Origin of the sequence: Mucilaginibacter sp. CAU 1740 (assembly GCF_039839285.1) — a bacterium.
Lineage (GTDB): Bacteria > Bacteroidota > Bacteroidia > Sphingobacteriales > Sphingobacteriaceae > Mucilaginibacter.
Window position 1 is genome coordinate 239,232 of sequence record NZ_JBDOQS010000003.1, and the last position, 26,766, is coordinate 265,997.

20 protein-coding genes are annotated in these 26,766 nt (G+C 43.2%); 6 read left to right on the plus strand and 14 right to left on the minus strand.

Annotated features, from left to right (window positions below):
- Nucleotides 1-266 precede the first annotated feature (266 nt).
- The 14 genes from AAFN85_RS08530 to AAFN85_RS08595 form a co-directional block, all read right to left on the minus strand.
- Nucleotides 267-806 carry a TlpA disulfide reductase family protein gene (locus tag AAFN85_RS08530; RefSeq protein WP_347526721.1) on the minus strand — a complete coding sequence of 180 codons (540 nt, stop codon included), beginning with the start codon at nt 804-806 and terminating at the stop codon, nt 267-269.
- 9 nt (nt 807-815) lie between these two features.
- Entirely contained in the window at nt 816-2,696 is a 1,881-nt protein-coding gene (locus AAFN85_RS08535; RefSeq protein WP_347526722.1) for a protein-disulfide reductase DsbD domain-containing protein, read from the minus strand.
- A gap of 6 nt (nt 2,697-2,702) precedes the next feature.
- On the minus strand, nt 2,703-3,839 hold the full coding sequence (locus AAFN85_RS08540; RefSeq protein ID WP_347526723.1) for a TlpA disulfide reductase family protein: 1,137 nt from the start codon (nt 3,837-3,839) through the stop codon (nt 2,703-2,705).
- Between the two features lie 243 nt (nt 3,840-4,082).
- A complete protein-coding gene (locus AAFN85_RS08545) occupies nt 4,083-4,835 on the minus strand; it encodes a basic secretory protein-like protein (protein ID WP_347526724.1) in 753 nt (250 codons plus the stop codon).
- A 14-nt stretch (nt 4,836-4,849) separates the two neighbouring features.
- Nucleotides 4,850-6,289, minus strand: coding sequence for a PKD-like family lipoprotein (locus AAFN85_RS08550; protein ID WP_347526725.1), 1,440 nt, complete (start codon nt 6,287-6,289; stop codon nt 4,850-4,852).
- 11 nt (nt 6,290-6,300) lie between these two features.
- Entirely contained in the window at nt 6,301-7,155 is an 855-nt protein-coding gene (locus tag AAFN85_RS08555) for a DUF4843 domain-containing protein (RefSeq protein WP_347526727.1), read from the minus strand.
- A 19-nt stretch (nt 7,156-7,174) separates the two neighbouring features.
- Nucleotides 7,175-8,668: a RagB/SusD family nutrient uptake outer membrane protein gene (locus tag AAFN85_RS08560; protein ID WP_347526728.1), complete on the minus strand. Its 1,494-nt coding sequence runs from the start codon at nt 8,666-8,668 to the stop codon at nt 7,175-7,177.
- A 9-nt stretch (nt 8,669-8,677) separates the two neighbouring features.
- Complete coding sequence (locus AAFN85_RS08565) at nt 8,678-12,112, minus strand: SusC/RagA family TonB-linked outer membrane protein (protein WP_347526729.1); 3,435 nt, start codon at nt 12,110-12,112, stop codon at nt 8,678-8,680.
- A 249-nt stretch (nt 12,113-12,361) separates the two neighbouring features.
- Entirely contained in the window at nt 12,362-13,525 is a 1,164-nt protein-coding gene (locus AAFN85_RS08570) for a FecR domain-containing protein (RefSeq protein ID WP_347526730.1), read from the minus strand.
- A gap of 176 nt (nt 13,526-13,701) precedes the next feature.
- Nucleotides 13,702-14,283: an RNA polymerase sigma-70 factor gene (locus AAFN85_RS08575; protein WP_347526731.1), complete on the minus strand. Its 582-nt coding sequence runs from the start codon at nt 14,281-14,283 to the stop codon at nt 13,702-13,704.
- Between the two features lie 348 nt (nt 14,284-14,631).
- Entirely contained in the window at nt 14,632-17,931 is a 3,300-nt protein-coding gene (locus AAFN85_RS08580) for a VIT domain-containing protein (RefSeq protein WP_347526732.1), read from the minus strand.
- Nucleotides 17,932-18,060: 129 nt separating this feature from the next.
- On the minus strand, nt 18,061-19,665 hold the full coding sequence (locus AAFN85_RS08585; RefSeq protein ID WP_347526734.1) for a beta galactosidase jelly roll domain-containing protein: 1,605 nt from the start codon (nt 19,663-19,665) through the stop codon (nt 18,061-18,063).
- A gap of 20 nt (nt 19,666-19,685) precedes the next feature.
- Nucleotides 19,686-21,248 carry a M56 family metallopeptidase gene (locus AAFN85_RS08590; protein WP_347526735.1) on the minus strand — a complete coding sequence of 521 codons (1,563 nt, stop codon included), beginning with the start codon at nt 21,246-21,248 and terminating at the stop codon, nt 19,686-19,688.
- A gap of 3 nt (nt 21,249-21,251) precedes the next feature.
- A complete protein-coding gene (locus tag AAFN85_RS08595) occupies nt 21,252-21,617 on the minus strand; it encodes a BlaI/MecI/CopY family transcriptional regulator (protein ID WP_347526737.1) in 366 nt (121 codons plus the stop codon).
- A 630-nt stretch (nt 21,618-22,247) separates the two neighbouring features.
- Here AAFN85_RS08595 and AAFN85_RS08600 point away from each other — a divergent pair.
- From AAFN85_RS08600 to AAFN85_RS08625, 6 genes are all read left to right on the plus strand, one after another.
- Nucleotides 22,248-23,024, plus strand: a complete 777-nt coding sequence (locus tag AAFN85_RS08600; RefSeq protein ID WP_347526738.1) for a DUF1223 domain-containing protein — start codon at nt 22,248-22,250, stop codon at nt 23,022-23,024.
- An 8-nt stretch (nt 23,025-23,032) separates the two neighbouring features.
- Nucleotides 23,033-23,200, plus strand: a complete 168-nt coding sequence (locus AAFN85_RS08605) for a hypothetical protein (protein WP_347526739.1) — start codon at nt 23,033-23,035, stop codon at nt 23,198-23,200.
- Between the two features lie 153 nt (nt 23,201-23,353).
- Complete coding sequence (locus tag AAFN85_RS08610) at nt 23,354-23,788, plus strand: organic hydroperoxide resistance protein (RefSeq protein ID WP_347526740.1); 435 nt, start codon at nt 23,354-23,356, stop codon at nt 23,786-23,788.
- 72 nt (nt 23,789-23,860) lie between these two features.
- Entirely contained in the window at nt 23,861-24,871 is a 1,011-nt protein-coding gene (locus AAFN85_RS08615; protein WP_347526741.1) for an alpha/beta hydrolase, read from the plus strand.
- Nucleotides 24,872-24,981: 110 nt separating this feature from the next.
- Complete coding sequence (locus AAFN85_RS08620; RefSeq protein WP_347526742.1) at nt 24,982-26,001, plus strand: histidine kinase; 1,020 nt, start codon at nt 24,982-24,984, stop codon at nt 25,999-26,001.
- Entirely contained in the window at nt 25,982-26,743 is a 762-nt protein-coding gene (locus tag AAFN85_RS08625) for a LytTR family DNA-binding domain-containing protein (protein WP_347526743.1), read from the plus strand. The genes AAFN85_RS08620 and AAFN85_RS08625 overlap by 20 nt, the downstream gene beginning before the upstream one ends.
- Nucleotides 26,744-26,766 lie beyond the last annotated feature (23 nt).

Here is a 26,766-nt window from a genome sequence, read left to right on the forward strand (position 1 = left end):
AGCCGTTATGCATTAACTGACCCCTCAATTTGCATGCGGAAGGCACATGTGATGCATTTAAAAACATTTGCTGCCGCGATGGATAATTAAACGTGTATCTACTCACCCCGACATCGCTTCGCTTGTCACCCCTCTCTACGCTACGCGTAAAGAGGGGATTTTTGGTTTACTTTTTTCCCCTCTTTATCCGAAGGATAGAGAGGGTGGCCCAGCGAAGCGTCGCCCGGGTGAGTCGATTATGCGGATTGCTTTTTCATCGCCCTATCTTACTTTTTAAAAATCCTATTCACATAATCATCTATTCCGCTTGCTTCCGGATTTATCAAAACCACCTTACCCTCGCCATCCAATAAAATAGCAAACGGTACCGATTGAATGCCCAGCGTATTCATCACAACCGATGCATCCTTTCCCGCTTCATACTTATCAATGGCTTGTTGCCAGGGCATAGCTTCTTTTAGCATGGCGTTTTTCCAGGCTTTGCTGTTTTGATCTATTGATACACTCAATATCTCAAAACCACTCTGATGATATTTTTTGTAGAGTTCCTTTAAATGCGGAATAGCAGCCCGGCAGGGCATGCACCACGATGCCCAAAAATCAATAAGCACCACCTTACCTTTTATCGATGATGTTTTGATCAATTTTCCACCACTGTTTTGCAGATTGAAAACAGGCAGTGTTTTCCCAACTGTTAAATTGGGATTGGCTGCTACCGTATCAATAGGCTTTAAAGCATGCGCACCTGCATGTTTTACGGATATTGCCAGTATCAGCACCAGCATTATTAAATGTATTTTTTTCATGCTGATGATCTATAAAACCTTTACCTCAACCAGTTTACGTTTTGGCGGATAGCATTTATTGTTATCGCATACCTGGTAGTAAAGTCCGCATTTAATGGTAGTGCCGGGCTTTAATGTTTTCGCGCTGATCTCGGTTGTAAACGTGGCTTTGTTCTCCCATACAAACATGCCCTCACCACCGGTAAAGGGAACACCGGCCGAACTTTTCCATTCAGTATTCTTTATTCCTTTCGGCAGTTCGATAACGGGTTCGGTAACAATAAAAGGGCTATCCTTAGGTACGTAGGCATAAATATGCCAGCCTTGCAAAATATCAGCATTAACAACCACCTGCTTTTTACCAGCGCCTGCATCAACCAATGTGGCAGTGACCACTACAGGATCGGCACGGGTAGGTACGGTGGTAGTAGCTGCTGTTTTAATATCACCAGATACGGGCGATACTACCGCCGCGGTTTCAGTTTTGTAAGTATTCACCATAAATTTAAAACCACCGGCTTCGGTATAATAAAGGTTCGGCTTGTTTTTGGTTAACCAATCACGCCATTCTTTAGCCGAGCTGAATTTTTCGGTAGTGTACCTTTCCAATAGCTTTTGAGCCACAGCGGTATCCTCCCCTTTCTCAAGCATACTTATACATTTTTCAAGCAGTTCAACCTTACGGTTGGAGATGCCTAACTTTTTGGCGTCCTCATCAACCTGCAAGGAATAACCATCGATAGGGTAAAAATATTCGAGGTTATCCTGGTAGTATTTGTGGTAGGCATCTACGTTGGTTCCAAACATATCGTACATGCCGCTGCCCGTCCAGCTTTTCAGGTAGTCGTCAAAGCTTTGCACTTCGTCGGTTACGGGCATTTTTAAAAAGGCTTCATTGCCTTTGCCAATGTCTTCACCTTTAGCTTTACGGTCTTTTAGTTCCTGCTGCATTTTTAGCAGGCGGGCGTTACCTTCCTTGCGGGAGATCAACGTTTTTTCGTACAGGGCTTTATCGCTGCGATAGATCATCTCGTTCACCCATTCGCGGTTCTCGATCTGTACCTTTTTCATGATAGGTTGCTGGCGGTCGAACTTTTTGATGTAGCAAACCGTGTTCACAAAAACATCTTTGGCTTCATCCGTCATGTGGTTCGGTGAGCCCGAAAATCCCCACATAAAATAGTTGCCATGCCTGCCAAGTGCAACCGCTTCGGCATTTTTTAAACAAACGCCACCGCTTATAGCCTCAGCATCCGGCGAATCGTTAAAACCTTCGCCATGGGCCACCATACCGATAATGTATTTATTTTTTGCAGATGGATCTTCTTTGATCACCTTCCACATCGGCATTTCTTTTGGCGTAGTTGCCGCCTGGAAACCGTTAAAGAACGATCCCGGCGTTGGCCTGTTCACCAACGTAAGGTTAACTTTTATAGGCGTATTAAATATCGGGTGACTGGTTTTGATGTTCAGGGCGTCATCTTCCAAACACTGGCAATACCAATCAAACTTTAAACCGATAGGCAAACCCACATCCGGTGCCAATTGGTGCAATAAAACAATGGGGCGGTTAAAATTGGCGGGCAAATTTATCGGCCCGGCATCGGCAATGGTTACATCTACCTTATCAGACATTGCCACGTTGTAATCCCTTACGTCTACTACCTCTACCTTATCAAACCTTGTTTCCAGGAAAGCCTTAAAATCAGCCATTCGGGTTTTCCAGGCTTCATCTATCGCGCCTGCCGCCGTGCTGTAATAGGTAATTTTTTCGGGTTTGGGTTTTGCCGGATCATAGCCCACATACAAAACCTTCAGGGCGATTTTGCCCGTGCCGGGTTTTATCGCCGTAGCTGATACCGCCACGCTAAAGGCAAGGCAAAGCAACAATACCGAAACTATCTTTTTCATATCTGCTTAGTTAAAAAGTTCGGCCAGTTTGGCGTTCAGGGTTTCATCGCGCAGGGTGTTACCGATGATCTTGCCATCTTTATCTAACAAAAAGCTTTGCGGCACTGCCCTTACACCGTATAACCGGCCAACAGCGTTGTTCCAGCCTTTAAGGTCAGATACCTGGATCCACGGCAGGCCATCCTTCGCGATAGCATCAACCCATTTATCCTTCACATTATCCAACGATACCGAGATGATCTCGAAACCTTTGTCTTTGTACAATTTATACTGTTTCACCAGGTTTGGGTTGCCCGCGCGACATGGAGCGCACCAGCTGGCCCAAAACTCAACCAATACGTATTTGCCTTTTAAATCGGCCAATGAAACGGGTTTGCCGCTTACATCATTTTGGGTAAACGCGGGTGCCTGTTTGCCAATAGCGGTGATGCCTCCGGCCGCTATACGCTGCTCCAGTTCTTTACCCATATCGGTTGCGCGCAAAGCCGGGTTTAAAGCTTTAAATATCGGGTTAACCTTATCTGCATCAACGTGGGTACCTGCCGACTCGGACAAGGCCACCAAACCGAAATACGAGTTAGGGTTGTTTTTGGCGAACAACATCTGCTTCTCGTTACGGGCAGCTATGTTTTTACGGTACCGGGCATCAACAGCTTTTACAAAAGCGGTGTCTTTTTGCTGCTCGGGCGTGGCCGCGTTAAACTCCGCGTTAACGGCCTTTGTAAGCGCCATAATGGTACCGCCAATTTGCTTGTTATAGGCCTCAAACTCGTCGTACACTTTTGATCCGGTAACTTTGGCATTCACCAACGAATCGGCCGATGTATATAACATGTTCTCTTTGCCAAAATAGATATAAACAACATCGGCATTGGGGGCGTAAATGGCGTGCGGTTTGCCCTGGCCGGTATGGTCAAATGCCATGCGGCTCGTTGTTATACCGGCTACCGTACCTGTAATTTTAAATTCGCCGTTCACTACCAGGCTCGAATCTTCATGGCTGGTGCCGTTGTCCATATAATCGATATAAACCTTGGCGGGTTTATCCAGCTTGCCGATATGGCCGGTAATGCTGAAGTTGGTTTTCTGTGCCGATGCCGCTATGGGCAATAAAGCGGCCAGTACTGCTAATTTTAATTTCATTAATATGCTATTTTTAATGGTATCAGGTTTTTATATATTTTTTCCTGTGTATCTTTTGTGGAACCGTTGGCAGCACCCCTACTCGCAAAAGGATGCTGCCGGCCCCACATCTTTTGTCTGTAATTATTAAGAATGGTTAATTGTATGCCGGTAAAGCGCCTTCATTTTCTTGTTTTTTAGGCTTCTATAAATATTCATCATCTTAATTACAGCCAGAACAGAGAACTAATCCGGCTATTGATTTTACAGTGCCGGGTTATTACTATAAGCTTCCCAAAGCTCATCAACCGTTTTACCGGTTAATGTTTTCCATGCTTGATCGGAATAAGTATTATCGCGGCAAGCGGCATCCAGATTTTTTACTATGCCAGCTTTAACATGTTTATCAAGCCAAACCAAAAAACGGGCAGTGGTGCCGTAACTGCCGGTATAACTTTGATCTGCACTATAGTTGGGCAACTGCCAGCCGGCCGCGGCGTTATTTACGCCAAGGGTGTACCGGGCATAGTCGGCAATTCCCTCGGTCAGCCATCCTGGATTATTTCCTTTATAGCCCTGCACAATGTGCATTACCTCATGAGTAACCACATCCAGATCTTCGGGATTAGTAAGCATCCATTTTGGGTTAACAAGAACAATGGCATTTCCGGTTTCGGCCACATGTGTATAGGACGGATCGATATTGAAATGAACCTTTACCGCCGTTTTAGGATTATAAATCGACGCTTCCTCGGGATAAACCTTAAAAAAAGCATCGATCATCCCTTGTTTTATTTTGTTGCCTGCATCTGTTGCAAAATCGGGCGAGTAGTTGGTAAAGATCAACGTATACGGTCCCTTGGTTATCGAATCCTGCGATAGGTAATCATGAAAAACCGGCTTAACCTGTTGTTCATCCTGGCTATCAGCCAGTTTATCTTTGTAACACGCGGTTGTTAAAGCAATGGCTGTAGCCATTAGCATAAAAACTTTAATGCTATTATTCACTCTTTTCATAAAATTTGACAGATTTATTTAATAACTATATCAATTGGTTCGCCTGGTATACCACTTATTGTTTTGATAATGTTGCCTGTTTTGGAAACACTTACATCAAGTGTATAAACAGCCCCGCTTACGCCAACAGTAAGGGTATTATCATCCAGACTAACCTTGATCATTGATATTTTTTTACCGCCAAAATCTGCGTCAAGCTGCCTTATATCTTCATTAATAGGATTATATCGGTATATTTTCCCTTTTGATGAAAAATAGAATACGTTTAAACTGTTAACCACCCACTTAGTGTCATCATCAATTAATGCGCTGCCTTTAAATGTGCGTTTACCCAGGCCTCTAAAAGTTCTGTCGTCACCCAAGGGGTAGTTGAAACCCAATTCGGTTATGGTACCCGTAGCGGTTTTAAAGAAAGCGTAAGACGTGCCGCCTTCTACCGGCTTCATAAATAACAAATTATCATAAGTAACATTTTTAGGATCAAAGCCGGTGCTCGCGGTATCAATTTTGTAGTTGGTTCCTGAATATGTTCCATCGGCACCGAATGTGATAAACGCCTTTTTATTAAGATCGTATCCAATAAAAAACGAGCTGCCATGCGTAAAATACCTCGACATGTTGTAATCGCCGGCCTGTGCATTGGCAAACTTGCCATAATCATCAGCAAAAGGGGCTGTTGATGAAACGCCAACGTACAACTTGCCGTTAATTACGCCGGTTGGTACCGTACCCATTTGTATGGGTCCTAAAAACGGTTCAAGATACCCGGTGTTGATAACGGCCGGCGGCGAGAAAAACTGCGCGGAAAAATCTGATCGCTTCAATAATGTACTGGCATCAAGTATCGCTCCGCTTTTATTAGGATCATTACTTAATACCCAATATTCTTCTTTGGTGTTTGGCTGATAAGGCAGTGGCTTTGAGTAATATAGTTCAACAGGGTTTATAGCCAGATCTTCCTTATTAAGCGATTTATAAATATCACTCAATACCGTTTTATCGGGCTTTACAAATGATAGTTTGGTAACTCCGTTATCGTTGCTTAATACTATGCTACCTGCCGAAAACTGGGTTGTGCCTGTTATTTTGAAAGGAATATTATAAAATAACCCGTTTCGTTTATCAGTAATGGTTAACTTACAGGTGCGGGCACCAGGGCCCAAATTGTAAACTATTTTAAGCGGGTAGCCCTTGTAAACGGCTTCCCGAAGTTCTTCCTGAACGGTTATATGCCACTCAAAATCCAAATCCTTAAGTGGATCGGCACTTGCCAGGGTAATTTTTGGCTGTATGGTAAGGGTATCGCCCAGGAGGGCTGCAAATGTAGCGTTATTGAGTCCGGAAACCACCGGCTCTGAAGGTGGCGAGTATACATAATTGCCAAGGTCTTTTTTACATGACGTATAAAGTACCGTTATTATGAACGCCAAAATAGCTATCGATTTAAATTTCATGACGTATATGTTTAATTGATAATAACCTGCTGACCATTTTCATCAACAAAGAAATACTTACCTGCCTGATCGTAATACTTGAGATAAAACTTCTTATCGGCCGATGAAGAGTTATAAAAATCGTAATCATTGCTTCCGTTGGCCCTCTTGGTAAGCACATAACCCTTTTCCGGATATCGCGCTACCCAGGCAAACGGATCGTTCACAAAAGTTCTGACATTGTCTATATAATACAACGTACGCGGAATTTGGAGGTAAGCATTCGGTTTTGACATATCAACAAGATCAACAGTACCTGAAGAGATCAGGAATAACTGGTGCTTTATCCTGCTGTAGGTACCAAGGTTGCCCATCCAATAAATCCACCAGGCAGGCTGCTCTAACCGGGCAGAGTAGACGATAGTCCTTTTTCTTAACAATACCGGCAATGAAGAATCAAAATCTTGCCCGCCCGAAACCAGGATAGTGAGTTTTACTGATTTATTTGCAAGTTCAGGATCGCTGTTTTTTATGATCACCGGTATTTTTACAGTGCCCGAATCGGCAGGCATGCTATAAGATGGTTTAAGCGCTTCATAATGCAACCCTGCCTTAGCTGTGGTGGCCGTATCAACCACTGTTATCGCAAACTTCCGTTCGTTTTTTGATCTTTGGCCCGAAATTATTACCGGAACCCAAATGGTATCCTGGGCCAGGGTAGGATTATAAGCAAAAGAATAAGTGAGTACCGAGGTATCTTGATTTTTATCTTTATCCTTATAGTTCAGATAAATATTATCCCTTGAGCCATAGGTAAGTAATTGGTCTTTTTTGCAGCCAAAAAGAACTGCAACGACCATTAAAACATAAAATATATTTCTTTTCATTGTTATAAATGGTATAAGATCAATTATTATAAGCTGTTTCATCATCAGGAACAGGGAACACGTAAATACTGTTAGACGCAGGATAAACCTGGCCATTGCCTGCCACTATATCAAGGTTCAACCGTTTATACATGTAAAATATCTGACTCTCACCGTAAAACTCTTTACGGGCTTCTTTAACCAATTCATTCATAAAAGCTGTTTTACCTAAAGTTGCAGGCAACGGATCAATAATGCCGCGTTGCATACGCACGGTATTTAAATACTCAATAGCTTTTGTTGGGTTACCATCGTAACTTGCTTCGGCGGCAATGTAATATGCTTCGGTTAAACGAAAAGCAGGTGCCATAAGGGGGTGCAGATTTACCTGCGGCGAACTGTTAACCAGGTATTTGATCAAGTAGCTACGGTTTGGCGTTACATCGGTAGCTGTAAAAAACCATTGCCTGTAGCGCCAGTCTTCCGCACCAACGGTACTTTTTTCATATATGTTATCTAACTGTGCCGGCGTTGGCTGATAATCTGCCGTGTTTGCCCTGCTAAATAAGCTTACGAGCGCATCATTATCATTGGCAAAAGGTGTATACCAGCCAAATACCAACTCATTGTAAAATATCCTGTCTTTTTGCGTAACGTCATTGTTAAAAGCATCTTCTTTTTGTGTCCATGGAAACTTGTTGGCATTTATTACATCATTTGCGTTGGAAAGCGCATTCTGATAATCATTTTTGTACAGGTAAACCCTTGCAAGTTCACCGCAAACAGCGTAATAGTTTAGCCTGTGCCTGCGGTTTTGCAAAAACAGGGTGTTCCCTGTAGTTTCCGTTTGCTTTATACCTGTATAACCATCAGGATATTTTTTATTGGGATAGCCAACAACATAGGCTCCCGAAATAATGGGATCTGTGTTGCTTAGCAAGGTACGCGCATTGCGTAAATCAACAATAGCATAGTTAACTACATCGCTCACCGACGAAAACGGCGTGCTTTTAATACTAACATTAGTTACATAAGGAATGCCTTTGCTATTGGGGCTATATTTATATGAAGCGGCAAACATGCGTAACAGATCGAAATGAAGATACGCGCGCAAAGCGAGCGCCTCACCTTTGATAATGGCATAGTTATTTCCTGAAAATACAGCCTTTTGCTTATCTATTACCTGTAGTATTTGATTACAGTTGCCGATAGCATTATAAACAGACGACCAGATCTGGCTATTCTTATCTTTTAAAATGCTTTCTTTATATTGAAACGAAGCTATTTTTTGAAAATTGATATTGGAAAACGAATAGTTTTGCGCCATAATATCAAGGTTACTGAACGTAAGGTTTCCTGCATACAAATCCGCTTTAGTGCAGCGGGCGTAAACCCCGTTTAGTGCCTCCTCAAATCCATCTTCAGTTTTAAACAGTTGTTCCTTGTCTACATCAGACTCTGGCTGCACATCCAAAAACTTTTTACACGATGTAAATACAAGTAATGGAATTATAAAAATTAAATATTTTTTCATGGTTATGTGTTAAAATGAACCCAATAATGAAAACGTTAGGCTGCGGGCGAAAGGATAATTAATACCCCGCTCTGCCTGAATAGTTGAAGCCCTGAAAATATCATTTGCCGTAGTTGCAAGCCTCAGGTTTTGAAGCCCTAAACGGCGGATAGCCGCTGGTTTAAAATCGTACGACAGGTACAGAGACTGCAGCTCAATCAGGTTATCCTTTTGTACAAACCTCGATGAAACGTAAGTATCGGTGAGGTCGGTAATGTTTTTGAAAAATGTATGATCGCCTGGTTTTTTCCACCTTTGCTCCAGTACCCGACTGTCAACATTATAACGAGGGTCGGCATTTTCAACCCTGTCGATAAGTGTTTGATTGAAGGCTTGGCCACCAAAACGATAATGAAAGCTAAAGCTTAGTAAAAACCTTTTGTATGATACCGAGCTACCAAAAAAACCTTCGGCCTTTGGCGCGGTGTTACCCACATCCTGTACATCCTTAACATTCCAGTCGTAAGTTAGGGTACCGTCTTTTTTCACTAATATCTCTTTACCGTTTTCAGGATCGATACCTAATGATTTCACGGCATAAATGGTAGTAAGCGATTTCCCTTCAACATACCTGGTTAGCGGCGTTGAAAAAGCGTTATTATCTACATTGGTTTGAAAGTTGTCTATATTATTATTAAAGGCTTTCAGCGAATTAGATATACTGATTATTTTGTTTTCGTTATGGGCAAGGTTACCTGTCACGTTTATGTTCCAGTCGGTTGTGTGGAAAACCTGGGCTACAAGGTAAAGCTCATATCCTCTGTTTGACATATCGCCAAGGTTATCTTTATAGGTGTTAAAACCTGTTGATGGGGCAAGGTTGATATCAGTAATAAGCCCTTTGGTAAGTTTGTAATAGTATCGTGGGGAAATAACTATCCTGTCTTTAAATAATCCGATATCCATACCAACGTCGGATGTGCGGGTTTTTTGCCACTCCAGGTTGCTGTTTCCATAGCCTAATATGGTAGCGCCAATACCTGTTGAATACCAGTGCTGGGTATCATACAAGTAAATTGAGCGCGATTGGTATGCAGGAAAGCCGATAGATCCGAGGGTAGCCATGCTCCCTTTAAGGCGCAATTGGCTTATCACTTTTGAGCCTTGTAAAAAGTTTTCTTTGTGAATGTTCCATCCAATACCTAACGAACCAAAAGGAGCATAACGCCTGTCGGCACCGAAAGCTGATGAACCGTCAACCCTTACAGATGCATCCAAAAGATATTTATTTTGGAACGCGTAGTTACCTGAAAAGAAGGCACCGGCAGTTCTCGACTTGGTAATATCACCATAAGGCCCCGAGTTTTCTTTATAAATACGGGCAAAGCCTATATTGGTGAACCTGTCGTTTGCAAAACCCTGCGCCGAAAACGATTTAACATCGGCTTTTGAAGCCAAAATATTGGCACCCAAAACAAGGTTAAAATAATGATCGCCCAGCATCTTGTTATAATTGATGGTTACGTTTCCATCAAGACGAAGGCTGCCATTAGTTCCATAATCATAACTACCCCTGTTATTTAACTTATCAGCTGCGGTATTGTAAAAAACACTGCTTAATGGCGATACATAGTTATCTGAGGTAGTGTTTGTTTTGTTTACACTCATTAACGCCCTTAGTCTTAAACTTTTTGATAGTTTATAATCAGCGGATAATGACTCCAATATTTCTGTATAGGCAGATTTATTAAAGCTGCTGAGACTGGCTTCATACAGCGGGTTAAAAATATTTTCGGTTATGTATTGATCTGTTCCCTGGCGACCGGTGTTTACACGCCAGTTGGCAAGTTCCTGTACCAATCTACCTGTACTATCCCTGATCGGGAAATAAGGATTGGCATTTACATAAGTTGCAAAATTGCCATAGGGAGAATTGGCCTGGTTAACCTGTGTAATGGTTAGATCGTTTCTGATAATAAGCTTTGAATTTGGGTTATAGGTAAAATTAACCCCGCCGCTATACCGTGTATTGTCTGATCCTTTCATAACACCCGGCTGTGTTTGATAACGCAGATCGAGACCGTACCTGAACGATTGGTCGCCGCCCTGCGCGTAAACCGAATGCTTTTGCTGGTAAGCATTTCTTAACGGCTGCGATAGCCAATATGTGTTAACGCCGCTTGCAACATTTTTTAAGCGTGTAAACAGTTGGGCGTCAAGATCATCCTGTTTAGTATCGCCACTGGTGGATGTTTGAGTACTATACAGCCCTACAAGCCGCTCGTAATCAACCTTTTGCTTAGCGTTAAGCACATGATAATCAGACAAATCCGGACCATTAAAGGTAAGTTCATAGTTGTATGATAGCTGTAGTTTTCCGGCAACGGGTGCTTTGGTGGTAATAACCATTACACCATTAGCAGCCCTCGAACCATAAACCGCCGTTGCAGCGCCATCTTTTAATAACGTAACCGATTCGATACGGTTAATATCCATATCAACTACCTTTTGAAGCGATACTTCGAAACCATCAAGTATAAATGCCGGGAGGTTATAATTGCTCGACAGGTTGTTACGGTCGAGTATATCATCGTTTATTGATGGAATAGCTGTTGCTCCCCTCACATTTATTTTAGGTAACTTATTAGGATCAGAACCTGCGAAGGTGTTATCAAGTACCTTAAACGATGGATCAAACGAAGCAATACTTTTAATTAAATTTTGCGGATTGTTACGTTTTAAATCGGCACCGCTTACAGTGATGGCGCTACCGGTATAATTATCCTTTTTAATAACCTGGTAACCGGTAACTACCACATCGTTAATGTTATTCACTTTTTGGCCAAGCCTTATAAATAGCGGCTTGTCATCGGTAATTTTTACCTCTTTGCTATTGTAGCCAATGTAGCTGAATATGATAATTTCACCTTCATCAACCGTAATTTTAAAAGAGCCATCGACATTGGTTTGCCCCAAAAACTGTTTGGTTCGCTTTAATGAGATACTTACAGCGGGAAGGCTATTTTTAACGTTTACCGAGTCGGTCACCGTTCCGCTTATTTCAATCTTTTTTACGGCGTGTTGTGCTGGCTCCTCATCAGGCACTTTGTTCCTTATTACTATGGTTTTGTTTACTATGGTATAGGTAAGCTGGTAGTTTTTAAGGCATGCGGTAAGGGCATCATTAAGGGTTGCATTTTTCAGATCGATATCCTGCGTTTTGCCGGCTACATTTATTTTTTCGCTATAAAAAAACAAAAAACCGGTTTGCTGCTTAATATCCTTGAAAATAGTTTCGAGGGTAGCATTCCTTCTCGAAATTGTAACCGTTTGAGAGTAACTCGCTGCCGATAAGTGCAGTGTGCCAATAAGCAGCAAAATAGTGGTGAGTTTCAATACTAATAAGCATTTGTACTTTACCCTCCGTATTGCGCATACGGCGTTGTAAAGAAAAGTTAATTTCATATTTTTGAATAAGATTGGGTTAATAAATGCAGCCCAGGCCTTGAACTTCTTGTGCTGCGCGACCTTTTTTTAACCGGAAGCGGTGAGAGGCTTCCGGTTATTTTTTTGTCTTTTAGTTTTTAGGGGATGTCTGAGATTTAGTGTATTTGTTTTGCCATGTAGTTTTCTTTAAGTGCCCGCATTTAGTTAATTAATTTTTGTTTTGTTGTTTTTATTAAAGTTTAGGGTTCAATAGTTTTAGGAAGGGAATTATTTACCGTAGGATACAGTTACCGTTTTTCCGTCAACATCAAACTTCATATTGTTTAGTTCGAGGATTTTGAAAACGTCGGCAAGGTTGCTGCTCCGCGAGATTTCGCCATAAAATTTCTCGTCGGGAATTTTCCCGTTGTAAACTACATCAATATCATACCAGCGGCTTACCTGGCGCATTACCGTGCGGATATCCTCATCTGCAAATGAGAACACACCGTTTTTCCAGGCTACTTCCTTATCAGTATCTACCTTTTCCAGGCGGATAATGCCTGCCCCACCTTTGGCAAACTGGGCCTGCTGCCCCGGAACTATCGTTGCCGAATTAGCCTGCACGCTAACTTTTACCGATCCTTCCAACAGCGTAGTTTTAACAACAGCCTCATCTGCATAAGCATTAATATCGAAATGTGTACCCAACACCTCAACCGTTTGTCCGGCCGAGTGTACCCTGAAAGGCATTTGTTTATTTTTTGTTACCTCAAAATAACCTTCGCCATTAAGTGTAACCAAACGCTCGGTACCTTTAAAGGCAGTTGGATAGGTTAATGATGATGCCGCGTTAAGCCAAACGTTTGTGCCATCGGGCAGGATCACTTTATACTGGCCGCCTTTTGGCGTAGCAATGGTATTTTCCAGTACCTCATCTGTTGATTGCGCTGCTGTATAAACAATTTCTCCGTTGGCATTTTTTGAGATCAGCACACCGGCCTGTTGGGCAATTTGCCCGTTGGTGGTATCATCAAGCGTAATGGTTTTGCCGTTGCCCAGGGTTAATGTAGCCTTGTTGCCGCCCGGTTTTATGTTACTGTAGTTGTTGGCTGCAACATGATCGGCCTTATGGCCGCTCCGCGTAAAAAAGTAAGCACCAACCCAAATAAACAAGAGAATTGAGGCCGCCACGGCGTACTTTGTCCAGCCATGTTTTGATGGCATAGTAAGTGGCTTTTTTTCGTATTGCGCTATTTTTTGGTCGATGTTAGCTTTCATCGTGTTTTTCAGGGGCAAATAATCAGCCTCATTCTCATCAGTAATAAGGTTGTCTGTAAGTTCAAACAGGTTGTAGTATGCCTCAAGAAACTTAATTTCTTCATTTGTGGCCTCCCCTAACCTGTATTTTGTTAACAGTACCTTAAAATATTCTTTATTCGCCTCGTCCATTTAGTTCCTTTATATATACATGAGTAGGCAAAATGAAAATAGCCCACATCATTTAAAAATATTTTTACATTTTTTTAATAAAAAGATATTCTTAGCGCAGATACGCTAAAAATTCGGCAACGTAACAGGCATTAGAATAAAAATATCCTATCAAAATGGATTGCAAAATCGTTTTATCAACCTTTTTGATAAAAATACAGCAATACGTGAAGTAAGAAAAGTGATTTGCGAAGGGTAGCGAGCGCTTTCCCCATCTGGTTACGCACCGTTTTGGGCGAGATCTGGAGTTGATCGGCAATTTCCTGGCTCGAGAGGCCTTCATTAAAGCGCAGGTTGAATATAATTCGCTGCTGTGGGGGCAGGGTTTCTATCAGATCATTAAAAGCCTTCAAAAACTCGTCGTGCAGTACATTGGCATCGGCGCGGCCAAGCGGGCTTTCAATTTCATGCGCGGCATCGGGCAGTTCGGCATACCTCGATTCCTTCTCCATGTATTTAAACACACCATTGCGGGCAGCAACCAACAGGTATGCGGGAAGGTTTTCAATAGGTGATTTTGAGCCTCTTGTCCAAAGCTGTACAAATACGTCCTGCGCTATATCCTGCGCGCGTTCTGTATCATTAAGCCGCTTGTAAGCCGCGTTATAAACCTGTTTCCAATATTTGTTATACAAAGCATCAAACGCACTCCTATCACCCCCGCTTAAAAGCGACAGCAATTCGGCATCGTTAGCGATGTGTAGTTGTTCGGGGGCCATGGTGTTTTTATACCTTTTGATACTGTACAATAACTTATACAAACATCATGGTGGCTTAATGTTTAGTTTAAATCTGTTAAACCAAATATAGGTTTTTATTAGCAAGCTTAATAGTGTGATGTTACTTTGGTAATGAGATTTGTAAAATTATCCGGATACGGTCATTGAACCATGTTATGGCGAGTGGCAGATATGCCTGTCAAGACTTACGAAGTTTTAAAAACTTCGTAAGTCTGTCAATCTCCCTACCGGGCGTGTCTCCACGCCCGGATTCGTATGACGCAAAAAAGCGGTCGTGAGGACACGACCGCCGGGGTGAAGGATGAAGAAATCAGGCTACACTCACACCTACCTTGCGGCCACTTCTTTCCCCTCCTGCCTAAAATCCAGATCGCCGATGTAAACCGCGCCGCTGGCACTTTTTTTCATTTGCAACACAATGATCTCTTTCTTCTCTTGCGGGGTGCCATAGTGGGTAAACATTTCGGCCATGATGGTAGTTGGGCCGGCAATGGTGGCCTGCCTGTCGCCGTAATAATTGATCTCAATTTTGTATGTACCTGGAATTGCTTTCTTCAATAAAAATTGCTCCGGACCAAGGCCCTGCGTCATATCGTGAGAGATGCGACCTCCTATCTGAGTGCGGTTATTGCTGTAAAAACATTTTTCGTTGTTGGGGTCGGTTACCCACAAATCGATATCGGTGTTGTTCATATTCCAGTCCATCACAATGCGCACATCAACCGGCATAGCTTTGATCAGTTTTTTATCAATACCAGATAGTTTCAGTTTACCTTTATTCAGTGCTATGATGCGGTTTATCTCAGGCAAAAATACCTCCTGGATACCGTTGTATAAACCATCTGCATCGGGTGTGTAACTTTTGGTCATGGCCGAGTACAGCACATCGAGGGCTTTTTGATGCTCGCCCGCATCCTCCAGGGCCAGGCCATAATCGCGAAAACTTTGCGGATCGAGCGGGCGTAGTTCGGTTACTTTTTTAAATGCAAACACTTCGCCTTCTACATCGCCCAATTGTTTTAGTTTATAGCCCAGCATTTTGTATAGCTCATAGCTACCCAGATCAAGTTCGGCAAGGTTGCTGAGTATGCGCCTGCCCAGTTCGGTATTACCGGTTTTAATAAAGTAATCGGCCACATCAAAATAGTACACCGGGTTGCTGCTAAATGATGCGCGCAGTTCAATATACTTTTGATATTGCGCGGCTTTAGCTGTTTTTTGAATGATTTTCAGATAATCGGCAGCAACAGGGTTATAGGCTACGTTAATGCCGCCATTTTGCGCAGGGTTACTATTGGCAACTGTATCTGCCATAACACGTCCGTTGCCATTGGTATTAATTATCACCACTCCGTTTGATGCCCTCGCGCCGTACAACGCCGTAGCGTTTGCATCTTTCAAAATATTTATTGAAGCTACATCATTAGGGTTAATGCCATTGATGTTGTTTACTGCAACACCATCAACAATATACAATGGAGGTGTGCCTTGCACAGTACCAATACCACGAACATTTACCTGGGAGTTAGCTCCCAGAGTGCCCTGTGCAGGAGTAACTGTAACACCCCCTACCCGCCCGGCAAGCGCATTGTTAACCGGGCCTGGATTAATGGTAGTAACCGCGCCGGTAACAGATACTTTTCGCTGCGTTCCATAACCTACTATTACAACTTCGGCAAGTTGGTTTCCTGTCGGAGCTGGTTCAGTAGCTTTAAACTGGGTCGCATTGGCACTGGCCCTTACCTGGGTTTCGGCCATTGCGGGCGGATCCTGACTTTTGGTTTTCTTTCTGTGGCTTCGAACAGTTTTGTTGGGGACGGGTTGAACCTCGGGTTGTGGCTTAGGCTGTTCTTTAACTTCAGTTTCCTTATCCCACCATTGCCCCAGCTGCGTTTGCATAGCTATAGCGGTACTCAAATTTTCGCGCTGTGGCCTTTCAACCGGGCCGCGTTGTTTCATAAAGGCATTATACTGTTCCTGTAACTCGGCAGGCGGTTCGATGCCGTATTGAATATAATCGCTGATGTTTTCCAGTACAATAAGTGATGTGTTGCGGGTAACAATACCAAAACGTTTGCCTAATGATTCGATCTCCTGGCGGTTGGCATCGTAATTAATATCCAGCTCGCTGATCTTTTTCTGCCCCCAAAGTTTGGCAACATCTACGCCCTCAACAGCATTGGCATTCAGATCAAGCGTCACCTCCTTTTCAAGGCTTACCTTGTTATCGTAGCCGTACTGCAGGGTAAGGGTTTGATTAGGGTTACGGGTGATACCTGCCACCGAAAAGGTATTGCCCACAGCCACCGGTAACGAAGGATAATTTTCCTCAACGCCTGCTTCGGCTTTGATCCCCATAAAATGCAGCGACCGGGTGGTGAGCTTAATTAATGCTTTATCGGTATCATCGGCACTCAAATCTATCAGTTCGCTATGGGTTTTCAGGGCGATGAGCTTCAGGTTGCTGTAATCGGCCACGGCCGATGAATTGATACAGTAAACAGGTTTATTGATGAGTTTTAATGTTTTTTCCCCAAAGGTTTGGTGGCCATCGCTCATCAGTAAAAACTCATCGGCATTGTATTGGGTTAGGTTGATATTGCCCAGGTTGGTGGCCCCATCGTAAGTAACATGCTCAAGCGCGGCCCTTAATTCGGCCCAGTTGCCATTATTCACCGTGTATGTTTTGGTATTTAATATTGTATTGCTGAAAGTTGTTAGTACTACATCGGCGTTATTTACCTTTTTTAAATAAGCATCAAGCAGGGCCAGATCTTTTTTAATATCCCGGTTGGCTCCGCTTAATGAGGCATCCCACAACAGCCCTATACGGCGTGGCATAGGTTTAGCAACAGGCTGCGCCTGTAAATGAGTATTAATAAAATAGTAGTATTTATTGCCCTGCGCCTGGATCATCACCTCGCTTGCATCGGCTGGTTTAGGGATGAGGAACGATAAGGGGCGGTTGGGTACGTAGTTACTTTTAGCTAATGATGCCGAATAGGTATTATGGTGATTATCGAAATGTAAAGCATCCTCCCCGCCCTCGGCTACGGGCGCATCGGCAGTTTGAATTACTGATGCATTAAGCGAAAATTTTTCTACCGTATCCTTTACATTCAGCGGCAAACTAAATTTCAGGTTTCCCTTATCTCCTAAGGGGATCTCCTCCTCGTAACCAATAATTACGGTGCGGGTACTATTAGGATTGATGGGATAGATCCGGGTACGGAAAGCATTACCTTCTACCTTCTCCAGCAAACCCGGATCAACCCGGCGGCGTTCAATAGCTTCGAAGGTTGCGGTGCCCTTGCCCCTGTCTACAGGTACGGCTTCGCGCATTTTTCCGTTTATATCAAGCGCGTAGCGGCTTACACTAACTCCATTCTTTAGGGGAAAAGTTAGCGTACCTTCTAAAATACGCGGGGTAGTGTTTACAAAGGTCATTTGCCATGTGGTACGGCTTACATTACCATAAATGGCCACATCAATTTTTAGCTGTTGCAGCTTTACGCCGTTATTGCTTTTGCCATCAACAGTAAGCTGCGGGCTTTGGGCCTTAGCAGGCTGTGCCAATAACACAGCCGCTATCATCGCAAAAAGGGAAAGGGAAATCAATCTTTTCATAATCGCTCGTTTCTTATCAGATGCAGCGAGCGATGAGATTCCATAAATGATTTGGCAAAAAAATTATAATAAAAAAAATCCCTGCCGCAAACCGGCAGGGATCAGGCTCTTTTATTTACTCACCCTTATCTATTTCAGCATCTCCCCAACATATAGCTTAACATTTTTTCTGTAATTGATAAGTGATTGTTCATCCTTACTTTTCTCGGCCAGGTCAAGTGCTTTACCTAAATATTTCAATCCTTCCAATTGCTCGCCTAAGGTTTGCATAACTGCATTTAACGTATTATAAAACGCGTGGTTTTCTGGAGCCGATAGCAATGTGCGGGCAGACCAGATCTTAGCTTTCTTCAACGCGTCCATATCCTGGTATCTCACATAATTATGGGCGATGCACTGTGCTAATTTATCCATCTCTACATCGGTTGCTTTGCCGCTGGCTTCGTACCAGGTGGCATTTTGTACAAACCTGTCCCAAACATCTTTGCGCACATCAGGCATCCCGTTTAACCAATCTTCATACATGAGCAGCCGGTTTTCGGGGGCACCTGCCCCCATTACAAAACTTAAGCGCTCCCTGGTGTAATATTCATCAGTAACGTAGATCTTAAACTCGGCCAGATCCGCCGAGAGAAAGGTAGTTTCGCCCGAAACCAAATAAACCGGAACAGTAAAAGCAACACCAGGCAAATGCAGGTAAGCCAAATTGGTACCCGGTAAATCAATAGTTTCATCAAACGCGCCAAACCTATCTACTTCCACCCGCCTATCAATGAGCGTATTAGTTTTGGTGTCAAGTAGCTGCATAATAGCTGTATTACCTAAACGGATATTATAGTTTTTTATAAAACCTTTAAGGGTAGCCTTTCCTGTATTACTCACCGCTTTTAAATAGGGGGCTTCGTTAGGCTTTGGGGTACGATAGGTTTCTTTTAAACTACAAACCTCCATATGGTTCACATCCGGACCGATGGCAAGATTCATTTCACCATTTTCGCCAGCCTGCTGCAACAAGTATAAGCGACTAAAACCAGCATTAAACAAATTCAGTTCGTACAATCCATCTTTCTCTGTAATACCGGCATATTTCCAAACCTTGTTTTTGTATACCACACAATTATCATAAAAACCGATGGCCCACTCGTTGCTGCCATCTGTTTTTAGCCAGTCGCCGGCCATTTGTATGGGCAAACTGTTATAAAAAACTGTTGTTGTTAATTGAGGATTACCATAGCGAATGCCCCCCTCGCCTCCGCCGGTGTTCCATACACGTATTGCTATAGTATTGTCTTTACCCGAATTGATGAGCTTTTGCGGAACATAGTAAACGCGGTACTTTTTCCATTGGCTGTAAACTGAGGTATCAGCTTTTTCGGCACTTGGGCGTGGGTTATTGTATAAAGCAAGCTTTTCACCGTTAAAATACACCTCACAATTATCATCCACCTGGCCAAGGGTAAGGCACATAGCCTCCTTATTAGGGATCTGCATTAAAAACGACCTGCGGTACCAGCCATACCCTGTGCCTCCGGCCCAATCCCAGCTGGGTACTAATGCCTCGGCCCAGTTACGGTCGTCAAAGTTAGGTTTAGCCCATTTGGCATTATCGCCTAAACTGAAACTCCAGCGTCCATTCAAATCATACCAGGCATAATCACGTACTTTATGACTTTCCTGGGCATACGCGCTCAGCGCGATCACTGCAAGCAGTAAACACATTACTAATTTTTTCATTTGGTATAAGGTTTAGATTATTATTCTTTCAGATATACTTCGTACACACCATTCTTCCCACTTTTTCCGTATTTTGACAAGGCAACTTTACCTTTTATCATAATTACGCTTTCAATAAGCGTGGTGTCTTTCTGAATTAGGTTTATAAGGCGTACCCTCATTTTGGTCAGTTGGCCTTTAAATGTTTCCATCTCAGCAGCGGTAAGCGTTCTATCGCCCTTAAAAAACATCACCCGCGGCTCGGTATCCACCGGTTCCGTATCATCTATCATCGGTTGATTAACAGAAAACATTTTGTTTATAACTATTTGCGATTGATAAGCCTTATCACTATTGAGAGTTATGATAACGGCTCCGTTTTTTCCTTTAACACCATACTTATCAATCGCTTCATCTTTTTGAAGTACCTGCACTGTTTTTATATCGTCGGGATCAACCTCCTCAAATTGCGCACGCGAGGTTTCGCGTCCGTTTACTATACATAAAGGCGAATTTGGGCCGTTGGTTATGTTTCCTGTTTTATCCTCAGCCTCGGTTACTACCTTATCCTCTCGTAAAACCTGCCGCTTAGCTACTGGTTTATTTTCTGGTTTGGGTTCATTTAATTGAGTCTCCAAACCTGGCTTACCAACATTATTGGCTATAACAGCAACCTGCTTTTGGATCAGCTTACCCAGTTTTAGGGTAGATACACTTTTCAGCCTGGTAGTAACTTCCGGCCTTGCAAAGGCCAATACCGAAAACGAAGTAAGCACCACAATGCAAATGTATTTAAGCCTTGCCCAAGGATTTGAGCGGTGGCGCAGCATCATCCGGATCCGTTTGGTTAAGCTGCTTTGATTAAAAGTATTGGCTACCGAGTACAACTTCTCGCCCACTGCCTTACGGATCAGCAATAGCTGGTATTCTTTGGCGTCAACGCCCTGGTTTATCAACGTATCATCTACCTCAAACTCATGGTTATCTTTCATTTCGTTTTTTAGCAACCAAATGGTTGGGTTAAACCAAAGTACAATGATGGCCAGTTCGGCAATGAGCAGATCAACAGAGTGGTATTTTTTTAGGTGGATGAGCTCGTGCTGGATAATAATTTCGGGCTGATTTTGATAATCGGCTTTGGATAGTACAATATAATTGCCCCAGCTAAACGGCGATTGTTCCCTATCGGCCACGGCAAGCTGGTAACCTTCGTAGCGCAGTTTTTTTGCCTGGTGCGTAAGCCGGTAGATCTTGATAAAATTAACAACGGTTATAAACAACTGTACCGATGCTCCAATCAGGTAAATAAAAAACAGCCAGGTATAAAAGTTATCACCGCTATTAGCTTCGGGCTGATTGATGCGCGGCTGTTTTTGAAGAATGATGGTCTCGATATTTTTTAAGCGCGTTGGTAAAGTTGCAACTGCAGGCTGGCTAACGGTAAGCTCAACAAAAGGTAACAACACCGAACCGATGATAATGAGCAACAGCACAAAGCGGTTTACCTTGTAAAACGTTTCGCGACTTAGCAGTACTTTATAAGCCAGGTAAAAGAATACCAGGCAAAGTGACGACTTGATGATGTGAATAAAGAATAGGCCCATGGTTTATTTTTTTTGCTTGTTTTCAACTTCTTTTATCAGCGACCGGAGTTCATCAATACTGATGTTCTCTTCTTCGATGAGTGCCGAAACCACCCTTTTGTACGAATTATTGAAATATTTGCTGATAACCCCGTTCAGTGTGCCGCGGTTATATTTTTCGGCAGTGATCACGGCGTGGTACATGTAGGTGGTGCCATAGGCCGTATGGTCGAGATAGCCCTTTTCTTCCAGCGTGCGCACTATGGTTGATAAGGTGTTGAAATGCGGTTTAGGTTCATCATATAACTCCTGGAGCTGTTTTACAAACAAGGGGCCTTTTTCCCAGAAATGGCCCATGATCTCCTCTTCTTTGGCGGTGAGTTTTGTCATTGGTTTTGGTTTGATAAAACAAACTTAAACTATAAGATTTAGTTTTGCAACTATTTATTATAGTTTAACAACTAAATCTTATAGTTTAATACAGATACCACTATTAATCAGCGTGTTATTTTACTCACCCCGACATCGCTACGCTCGTCACCCCTCTCTACGCTGCGCGTAAAGAGGGGATTTTTTGGGGGAATATTTTTATGAATCGTTTCAATTCTTGTTCGAGTCAATTCGCTGTTCGAAGTCTCTGACTTCGAATTAGCTATGTATGGAGTTTGCAACCCATACAAATACCCAGCGGTTTATCCACAAGTGTTCAATTTTTAAAAAACTACTGTTCAACTTTTTGCCGAGCAAAAACATAAAAAACTGATTATCAATATAAATTCGTTCAATATCAGCAAATATCCAATTTTCACAAACACCTAAATATTTAATTATCAATCAATTAAAAAACAGCAAAAACAACAAGTGTTCAACCTTTTAAAAATTGAACACCCAAGTTATCTTCCTGCCTGTTTAATGCCCGCACTGTCCGTTTCGCCTGGCACAATGCCCTCTTCAACCTGTTTCCGCTACCCCTCAGCGCCATATCAGGATACCTTTGAATCAACAAAACAAGAAAACATCATGAAAGCTATAACCACATCAATACTTGCCTGCATAACCGGTGCAATGTCATTAACCGCCTGCGGACAACAACCCAAAGCAACTGATAATATTGCCAAACCCGATGGCTTTGCCGTACTGGAACTGTTTACTTCCGAGGGTTGCTCAAGCTGCCCCCCTGCCGATGAGGCCTTAGCCGCGGTACAAAAAGCTACCGAAGGCAAACCGGTTTACATCCTGGCCTTCCATGTGGATTATTGGAACACCCTCGGCTGGAAAGACAGGTACAGCAACGCCGATTTTTCGAAAAGGCAACGCCGCTACGGTGACCTGCTCAACGCCCAGGTCTACACTCCCCAATTGGTGGTAAATGGAGAAACGGAGTTTGTAGGATCAGACTTGGGGGCGATCAACAGCTCGCTCTCTAAACAACTATCTGTTGCCCCCAACCCAAACCTCAGCCTGCAGGTAAGCCAAACCGGCGAAACCGTGCAGGTACACTACAAAGCCAATCAGCCTGCAAAGGGCAGCTACCTGCAAATAGCCATTGTACAAAAAGATGCTCAAACCAAAGTTGAGCGTGGCGAAAACGCGGGGCACACGCTATCGCATGTGCAAATTGTACGCAAGCTGCAAACACTACCATTAAACATGGCCGAAAGCGATGTTAAAATAGCCTTACCCAAAGAAATAAATGGCCAGGCCTGGGAAGTGATCGGATTGATACAGGACGAAAGCACCGGTAAAATTTGGGGTGCAGCTAAAGCAGCACCAAACACCGGCATAGCTGGTAAATAAGCTACATCATGAACAGTTTACTAAAGCACAACCGCAACAGGCTCATTATTGGGTTGGTATCGCTGCTCTCGATGTCGTTCGTGGCAAGCGCACCTTTCGAGAGCAATCCACAGGCCTGCGGGCTGATCATCGACAGTGAAGAAAACAAAAAACGAAAGCAACCCGGCAAAAAATAAAGCGCCGTGGCAGGGCAATGTAAAGATTGTCTATTTCAACCACAGGTTTGTCCGCTTCGGGCAGGAAGTGATTGAAGCGGAGGCTGTATCGCAGTAATTTTGAATCAACAAATCAAATAAATAACAACAAAAACTATAAAAATTAAAAACATCATGGAAACTTCAAATAGCACCATCAGCAACAAAAAAGTATTATACACAGGTAAAACCCACGTAACCGGAGGCCGCGACGGCGCCGCCAAAAGCACCGACGGCCGTTTAGATATTAAACTATCAAGCCCCGGTACATCGGGCTTAGGTACCAACCCAGAGCAATTATTGGCAGCCGGCTGGTCGGCTTGTTTTATCGGTGCCATGGGCAAAGCCGCCGCCGAAAGAAAAGTAAGGGTACCTGCCGATGTAGCGGTTGATGCCGAAATAGACCTTGTACTTACCGACGGCGCTTACTCCTTACAAGCCCGCCTTAATGTAAGCCTTCCGGGTTTGGATAATGAATTTGCCCGCGAACTGGTTGAAGCTGCTCACCAAACCTGTCCGTACTCAAAAGCTTTGAAAGGCAATATTGATATCACCCTTAATGTAGCTTAATCCAGCATTCTTCAAATGGGGCGACCAATGGGTTGCCCCTTTATTTCACAATCTATCTAAAAACTAAACATCATGAAAACTACCACTCAATATATCCGCCGTTTCTTTATAGCCATCGCTTTAATAGCAGGCTCACTTTTTACAGCTAATGCTCAAACCGCTGAGGCTAATACCAACACCACCGATCCCTTTAAAAACATTAAACAAATAAATGCAGGCGAGCTGAATGTTGGCTATGTAGATGCAGGCCCGGCCAGAGGCCCTGTAGTACTATTACTGCATGGCTGGCCTTATGATATTTATAGCTATGCCGATGTTGTACCGCTACTCACCGCCAAAGGCTACAGGGTGATTGTACCTTACCTGAGGGGCTACGGCTCAACCCGCTTCCTGTCTGACAGCACTTTCCGCAACGGACAGCAATCAGTTTTCGCTACCGATATGATTGCCCTGCTCGATGCCCTTAAAATTAAAAAAGCCATTGTTGCCGGTTACGACTGGGGTGCACGCACCGCCGATATCCTGGCAGCATTATGGCCCGAGCGCTTTAAAGCCCTGGTATCGGTAAGTGGTTACCTCATTGTTAACCGCGAAATGAACCAGCAACCCCTCGCCCCTAAAGCCGAATTAGGCTGGTGGTACCAATACTACTTCGCCACCGCCCGCGGCGAGGCCGGCTACAGCGCCAACCGTAACGATTTCAATAAACTGATCTGGACACTGGCTTCACCAAAATGGAATTTTGACGATGCTACTTACAACCGTTCGGCTGCCGCATTTAACAATCCTGATCATGTAGCCATTGTGATCCATAACTACCGCTGGCGGTTAAGCGCAGCCAAAGGTGATGCTAAATATGATGAGATCGAAAATAAACTGGCCGCCGGACCAACAATCAATATCCCTACCGTTACCATCAGCAGTGATTTTGATGGAGCTGCTAAAAATGGCGCTGCCTACGCTAAAAAATTCACAGGTAAATACGATCATAAAATTTTAGATGGCATTGGTCATGATGTTCCGCAAGAGGCACCGCAGGCATTTGTTGATGCCATTGTTGAGGCTGATGGGTTTACCAAGTAATCTCAAAAAAACCGCACCGGCACTATAAATGCCGGTGCGGTTTTTTATACCCTGCTATCTTAATTGAAGCCATGATACCGTTAATAAGCCATTATATTTGCATACCTCGTATGACAAAACAAACATTCAAAATCTCGAATAAGGTTATCTGGATCAGCTCCCTGTTTTTAGGTGCGCTAATGGCCTTGCCTAAAATGGCCCAGATGCATTTTAACCCCTATGAGGCATTGGTAGATTCGGGTATCACTACATTGTTCGCTCTTTTTACCTGGTATTATAATATTAAAACACTGCCCGCTTACTCGTCGCGCCATGTGGCCAACGGTTTCTCCACCCCTATATTAATCAAAAACCTGCTTTTAGGTATTGTAGTGATGTTTGTGCTGGCCTGCATCCAACAGTTTTTGATGACACATCTTAACTTTGGCCCCACCATGCTGATGTTTGAAGTGAGGGGTATTTTGGTGAATGTGATGTTTTACATGTTCATTCATCTTTTGTACCAAAACTATCATAACCAACAGGTGGGTATCGAACTGCAACGCACCCAGGCCGACAACCTTGGCGCACAATACGAATTATTAAAACAACAGGTTAACCCCCACTTTTTATTCAATAGCCTCAACACCTTAAAGTATATGGTGGAGAGCGAGGACAAGCACAGCGTTGATTTCATTTTAAAACTATCCGACTTTTACCGCTTCACCCTCGAGAGCCGAAAGCTGGATGTAATTACCTTGGCCGAAGAACTGAATATTTTAAACTCCTACCTATTTTTGCTGAAAGCAAGGTTTGAGGAAGGTATTGAACTTTCGATAGATGTTGATGCGAAGTATAACAAAACCCCTATCCCACCCTTTACCCTGCAATTGCTGGTTGAAAACTGTATTAAACATAACGTGGTATCGTTAGATAAGCCTTTGCACATCAGGATCTATTCAGAAAACGATTATCTTATTGTTGAAAACCAACTTCAGTTAAAGCGTACCTCCGAGGCATCAACCGGTATCGGGCTGCAAAATATTATAGACAGGTATAGTCACCTCGCCAATAAAAAGATCGAGATACTGCCTACCGATACCCTGTTCACTATTAAACTACCTATTATTCATGAAAATAGTAATTATTGAAGACGAGATAAAAGCCGCCAGATCACTGGCAAACCTCATCAATAAATTAAGACCGGAAGCGAAAATTGTAGCGCAGTTACAAAGCGTTGAAGCCGCGGTTGATTTTCTGGCCAACAGCGAACAACCCGAACTGATATTTATGGATATCCAGCTTTCGGACGGACTATCGTTCGAGATCTTTAAACAGGTAGAAATAAAAGCACCGGTTATATTTTGCACCGCCTACGGCGAATACTCGATGGAAGCTATCAAAGCAAACGGCGTTGATTACCTGCTGAAACCATTCTCGGAAGATGATTTACAGAAGGCGATTGAAAAGGTAGAAAGCTTTAAAAACTTTTTCCAGCAAAGTACCCGCCCCGATCTGGATGCCTTGCTGAACAAGCTTGGCCAGGATGAAGGCAAAAAAAGCTTCCTCGTATTTAAGCAAAATAAATACACCACCGTACAAACCGACCAAATCGCGTTCATCTACATCCGCAATGATTCGCCATCAATCATGACTTTCCAACAGCAGGAATACGCCCTCGATCAATCCATGGACCAGATCCAGAACATGCTATCGGCCAAACAGTTTTTCAGGCTCAACAGGCAGTACCTGGTTAATTTCAGCGCCATAAAAGAGGTAGAGCATTACTTTGGGCGCAAGCTGTTTGTTAAGCTAACAATTCCAAGCCCTGAACAGTTGCTGATAGGTAAGGAAAAATCGGGGAGTTTTTTGAGTTGGTTGGAGAATAGGTAAGTCGGTTAAAATATTCATAGCCA

Coding starts and splice junctions, on each gene's coding strand:
- AAFN85_RS08530 (WP_347526721.1), bottom strand. CDS start 806: ATGAAAAAAATACATTTAATAATGCTGGTGCTGATACTGGCAATATCC.
- AAFN85_RS08535 (WP_347526722.1), bottom strand. CDS start 2,696: ATGAAAAAGATAGTTTCGGTATTGTTGCTTTGCCTTGCCTTTAGCGTG.
- AAFN85_RS08540 (WP_347526723.1), bottom strand. CDS start 3,839: ATGAAATTAAAATTAGCAGTACTGGCCGCTTTATTGCCCATAGCGGCA.
- AAFN85_RS08545 (WP_347526724.1), bottom strand. CDS start 4,835: ATGAAAAGAGTGAATAATAGCATTAAAGTTTTTATGCTAATGGCTACA.
- AAFN85_RS08550 (WP_347526725.1), bottom strand. CDS start 6,289: ATGAAATTTAAATCGATAGCTATTTTGGCGTTCATAATAACGGTACTT.
- AAFN85_RS08555 (WP_347526727.1), bottom strand. CDS start 7,155: ATGAAAAGAAATATATTTTATGTTTTAATGGTCGTTGCAGTTCTTTTT.
- AAFN85_RS08560 (WP_347526728.1), bottom strand. CDS start 8,668: ATGAAAAAATATTTAATTTTTATAATTCCATTACTTGTATTTACATCG.
- AAFN85_RS08565 (WP_347526729.1), bottom strand. CDS start 12,112: ATGAAATTAACTTTTCTTTACAACGCCGTATGCGCAATACGGAGGGTA.
- AAFN85_RS08570 (WP_347526730.1), bottom strand. CDS start 13,525: ATGGACGAGGCGAATAAAGAATATTTTAAGGTACTGTTAACAAAATAC.
- AAFN85_RS08575 (WP_347526731.1), bottom strand. CDS start 14,283: ATGGCCCCCGAACAACTACACATCGCTAACGATGCCGAATTGCTGTCG.
- AAFN85_RS08580 (WP_347526732.1), bottom strand. CDS start 17,931: ATGAAAAGATTGATTTCCCTTTCCCTTTTTGCGATGATAGCGGCTGTG.
- AAFN85_RS08585 (WP_347526734.1), bottom strand. CDS start 19,665: ATGAAAAAATTAGTAATGTGTTTACTGCTTGCAGTGATCGCGCTGAGC.
- AAFN85_RS08590 (WP_347526735.1), bottom strand. CDS start 21,248: ATGGGCCTATTCTTTATTCACATCATCAAGTCGTCACTTTGCCTGGTA.
- AAFN85_RS08595 (WP_347526737.1), bottom strand. CDS start 21,617: ATGACAAAACTCACCGCCAAAGAAGAGGAGATCATGGGCCATTTCTGG.
- AAFN85_RS08600 (WP_347526738.1), top strand. CDS start 22,248: ATGAAAGCTATAACCACATCAATACTTGCCTGCATAACCGGTGCAATG.
- AAFN85_RS08605 (WP_347526739.1), top strand. CDS start 23,033: ATGAACAGTTTACTAAAGCACAACCGCAACAGGCTCATTATTGGGTTG.
- AAFN85_RS08610 (WP_347526740.1), top strand. CDS start 23,354: ATGGAAACTTCAAATAGCACCATCAGCAACAAAAAAGTATTATACACA.
- AAFN85_RS08615 (WP_347526741.1), top strand. CDS start 23,861: ATGAAAACTACCACTCAATATATCCGCCGTTTCTTTATAGCCATCGCT.
- AAFN85_RS08620 (WP_347526742.1), top strand. CDS start 24,982: ATGACAAAACAAACATTCAAAATCTCGAATAAGGTTATCTGGATCAGC.
- AAFN85_RS08625 (WP_347526743.1), top strand. CDS start 25,982: ATGAAAATAGTAATTATTGAAGACGAGATAAAAGCCGCCAGATCACTG.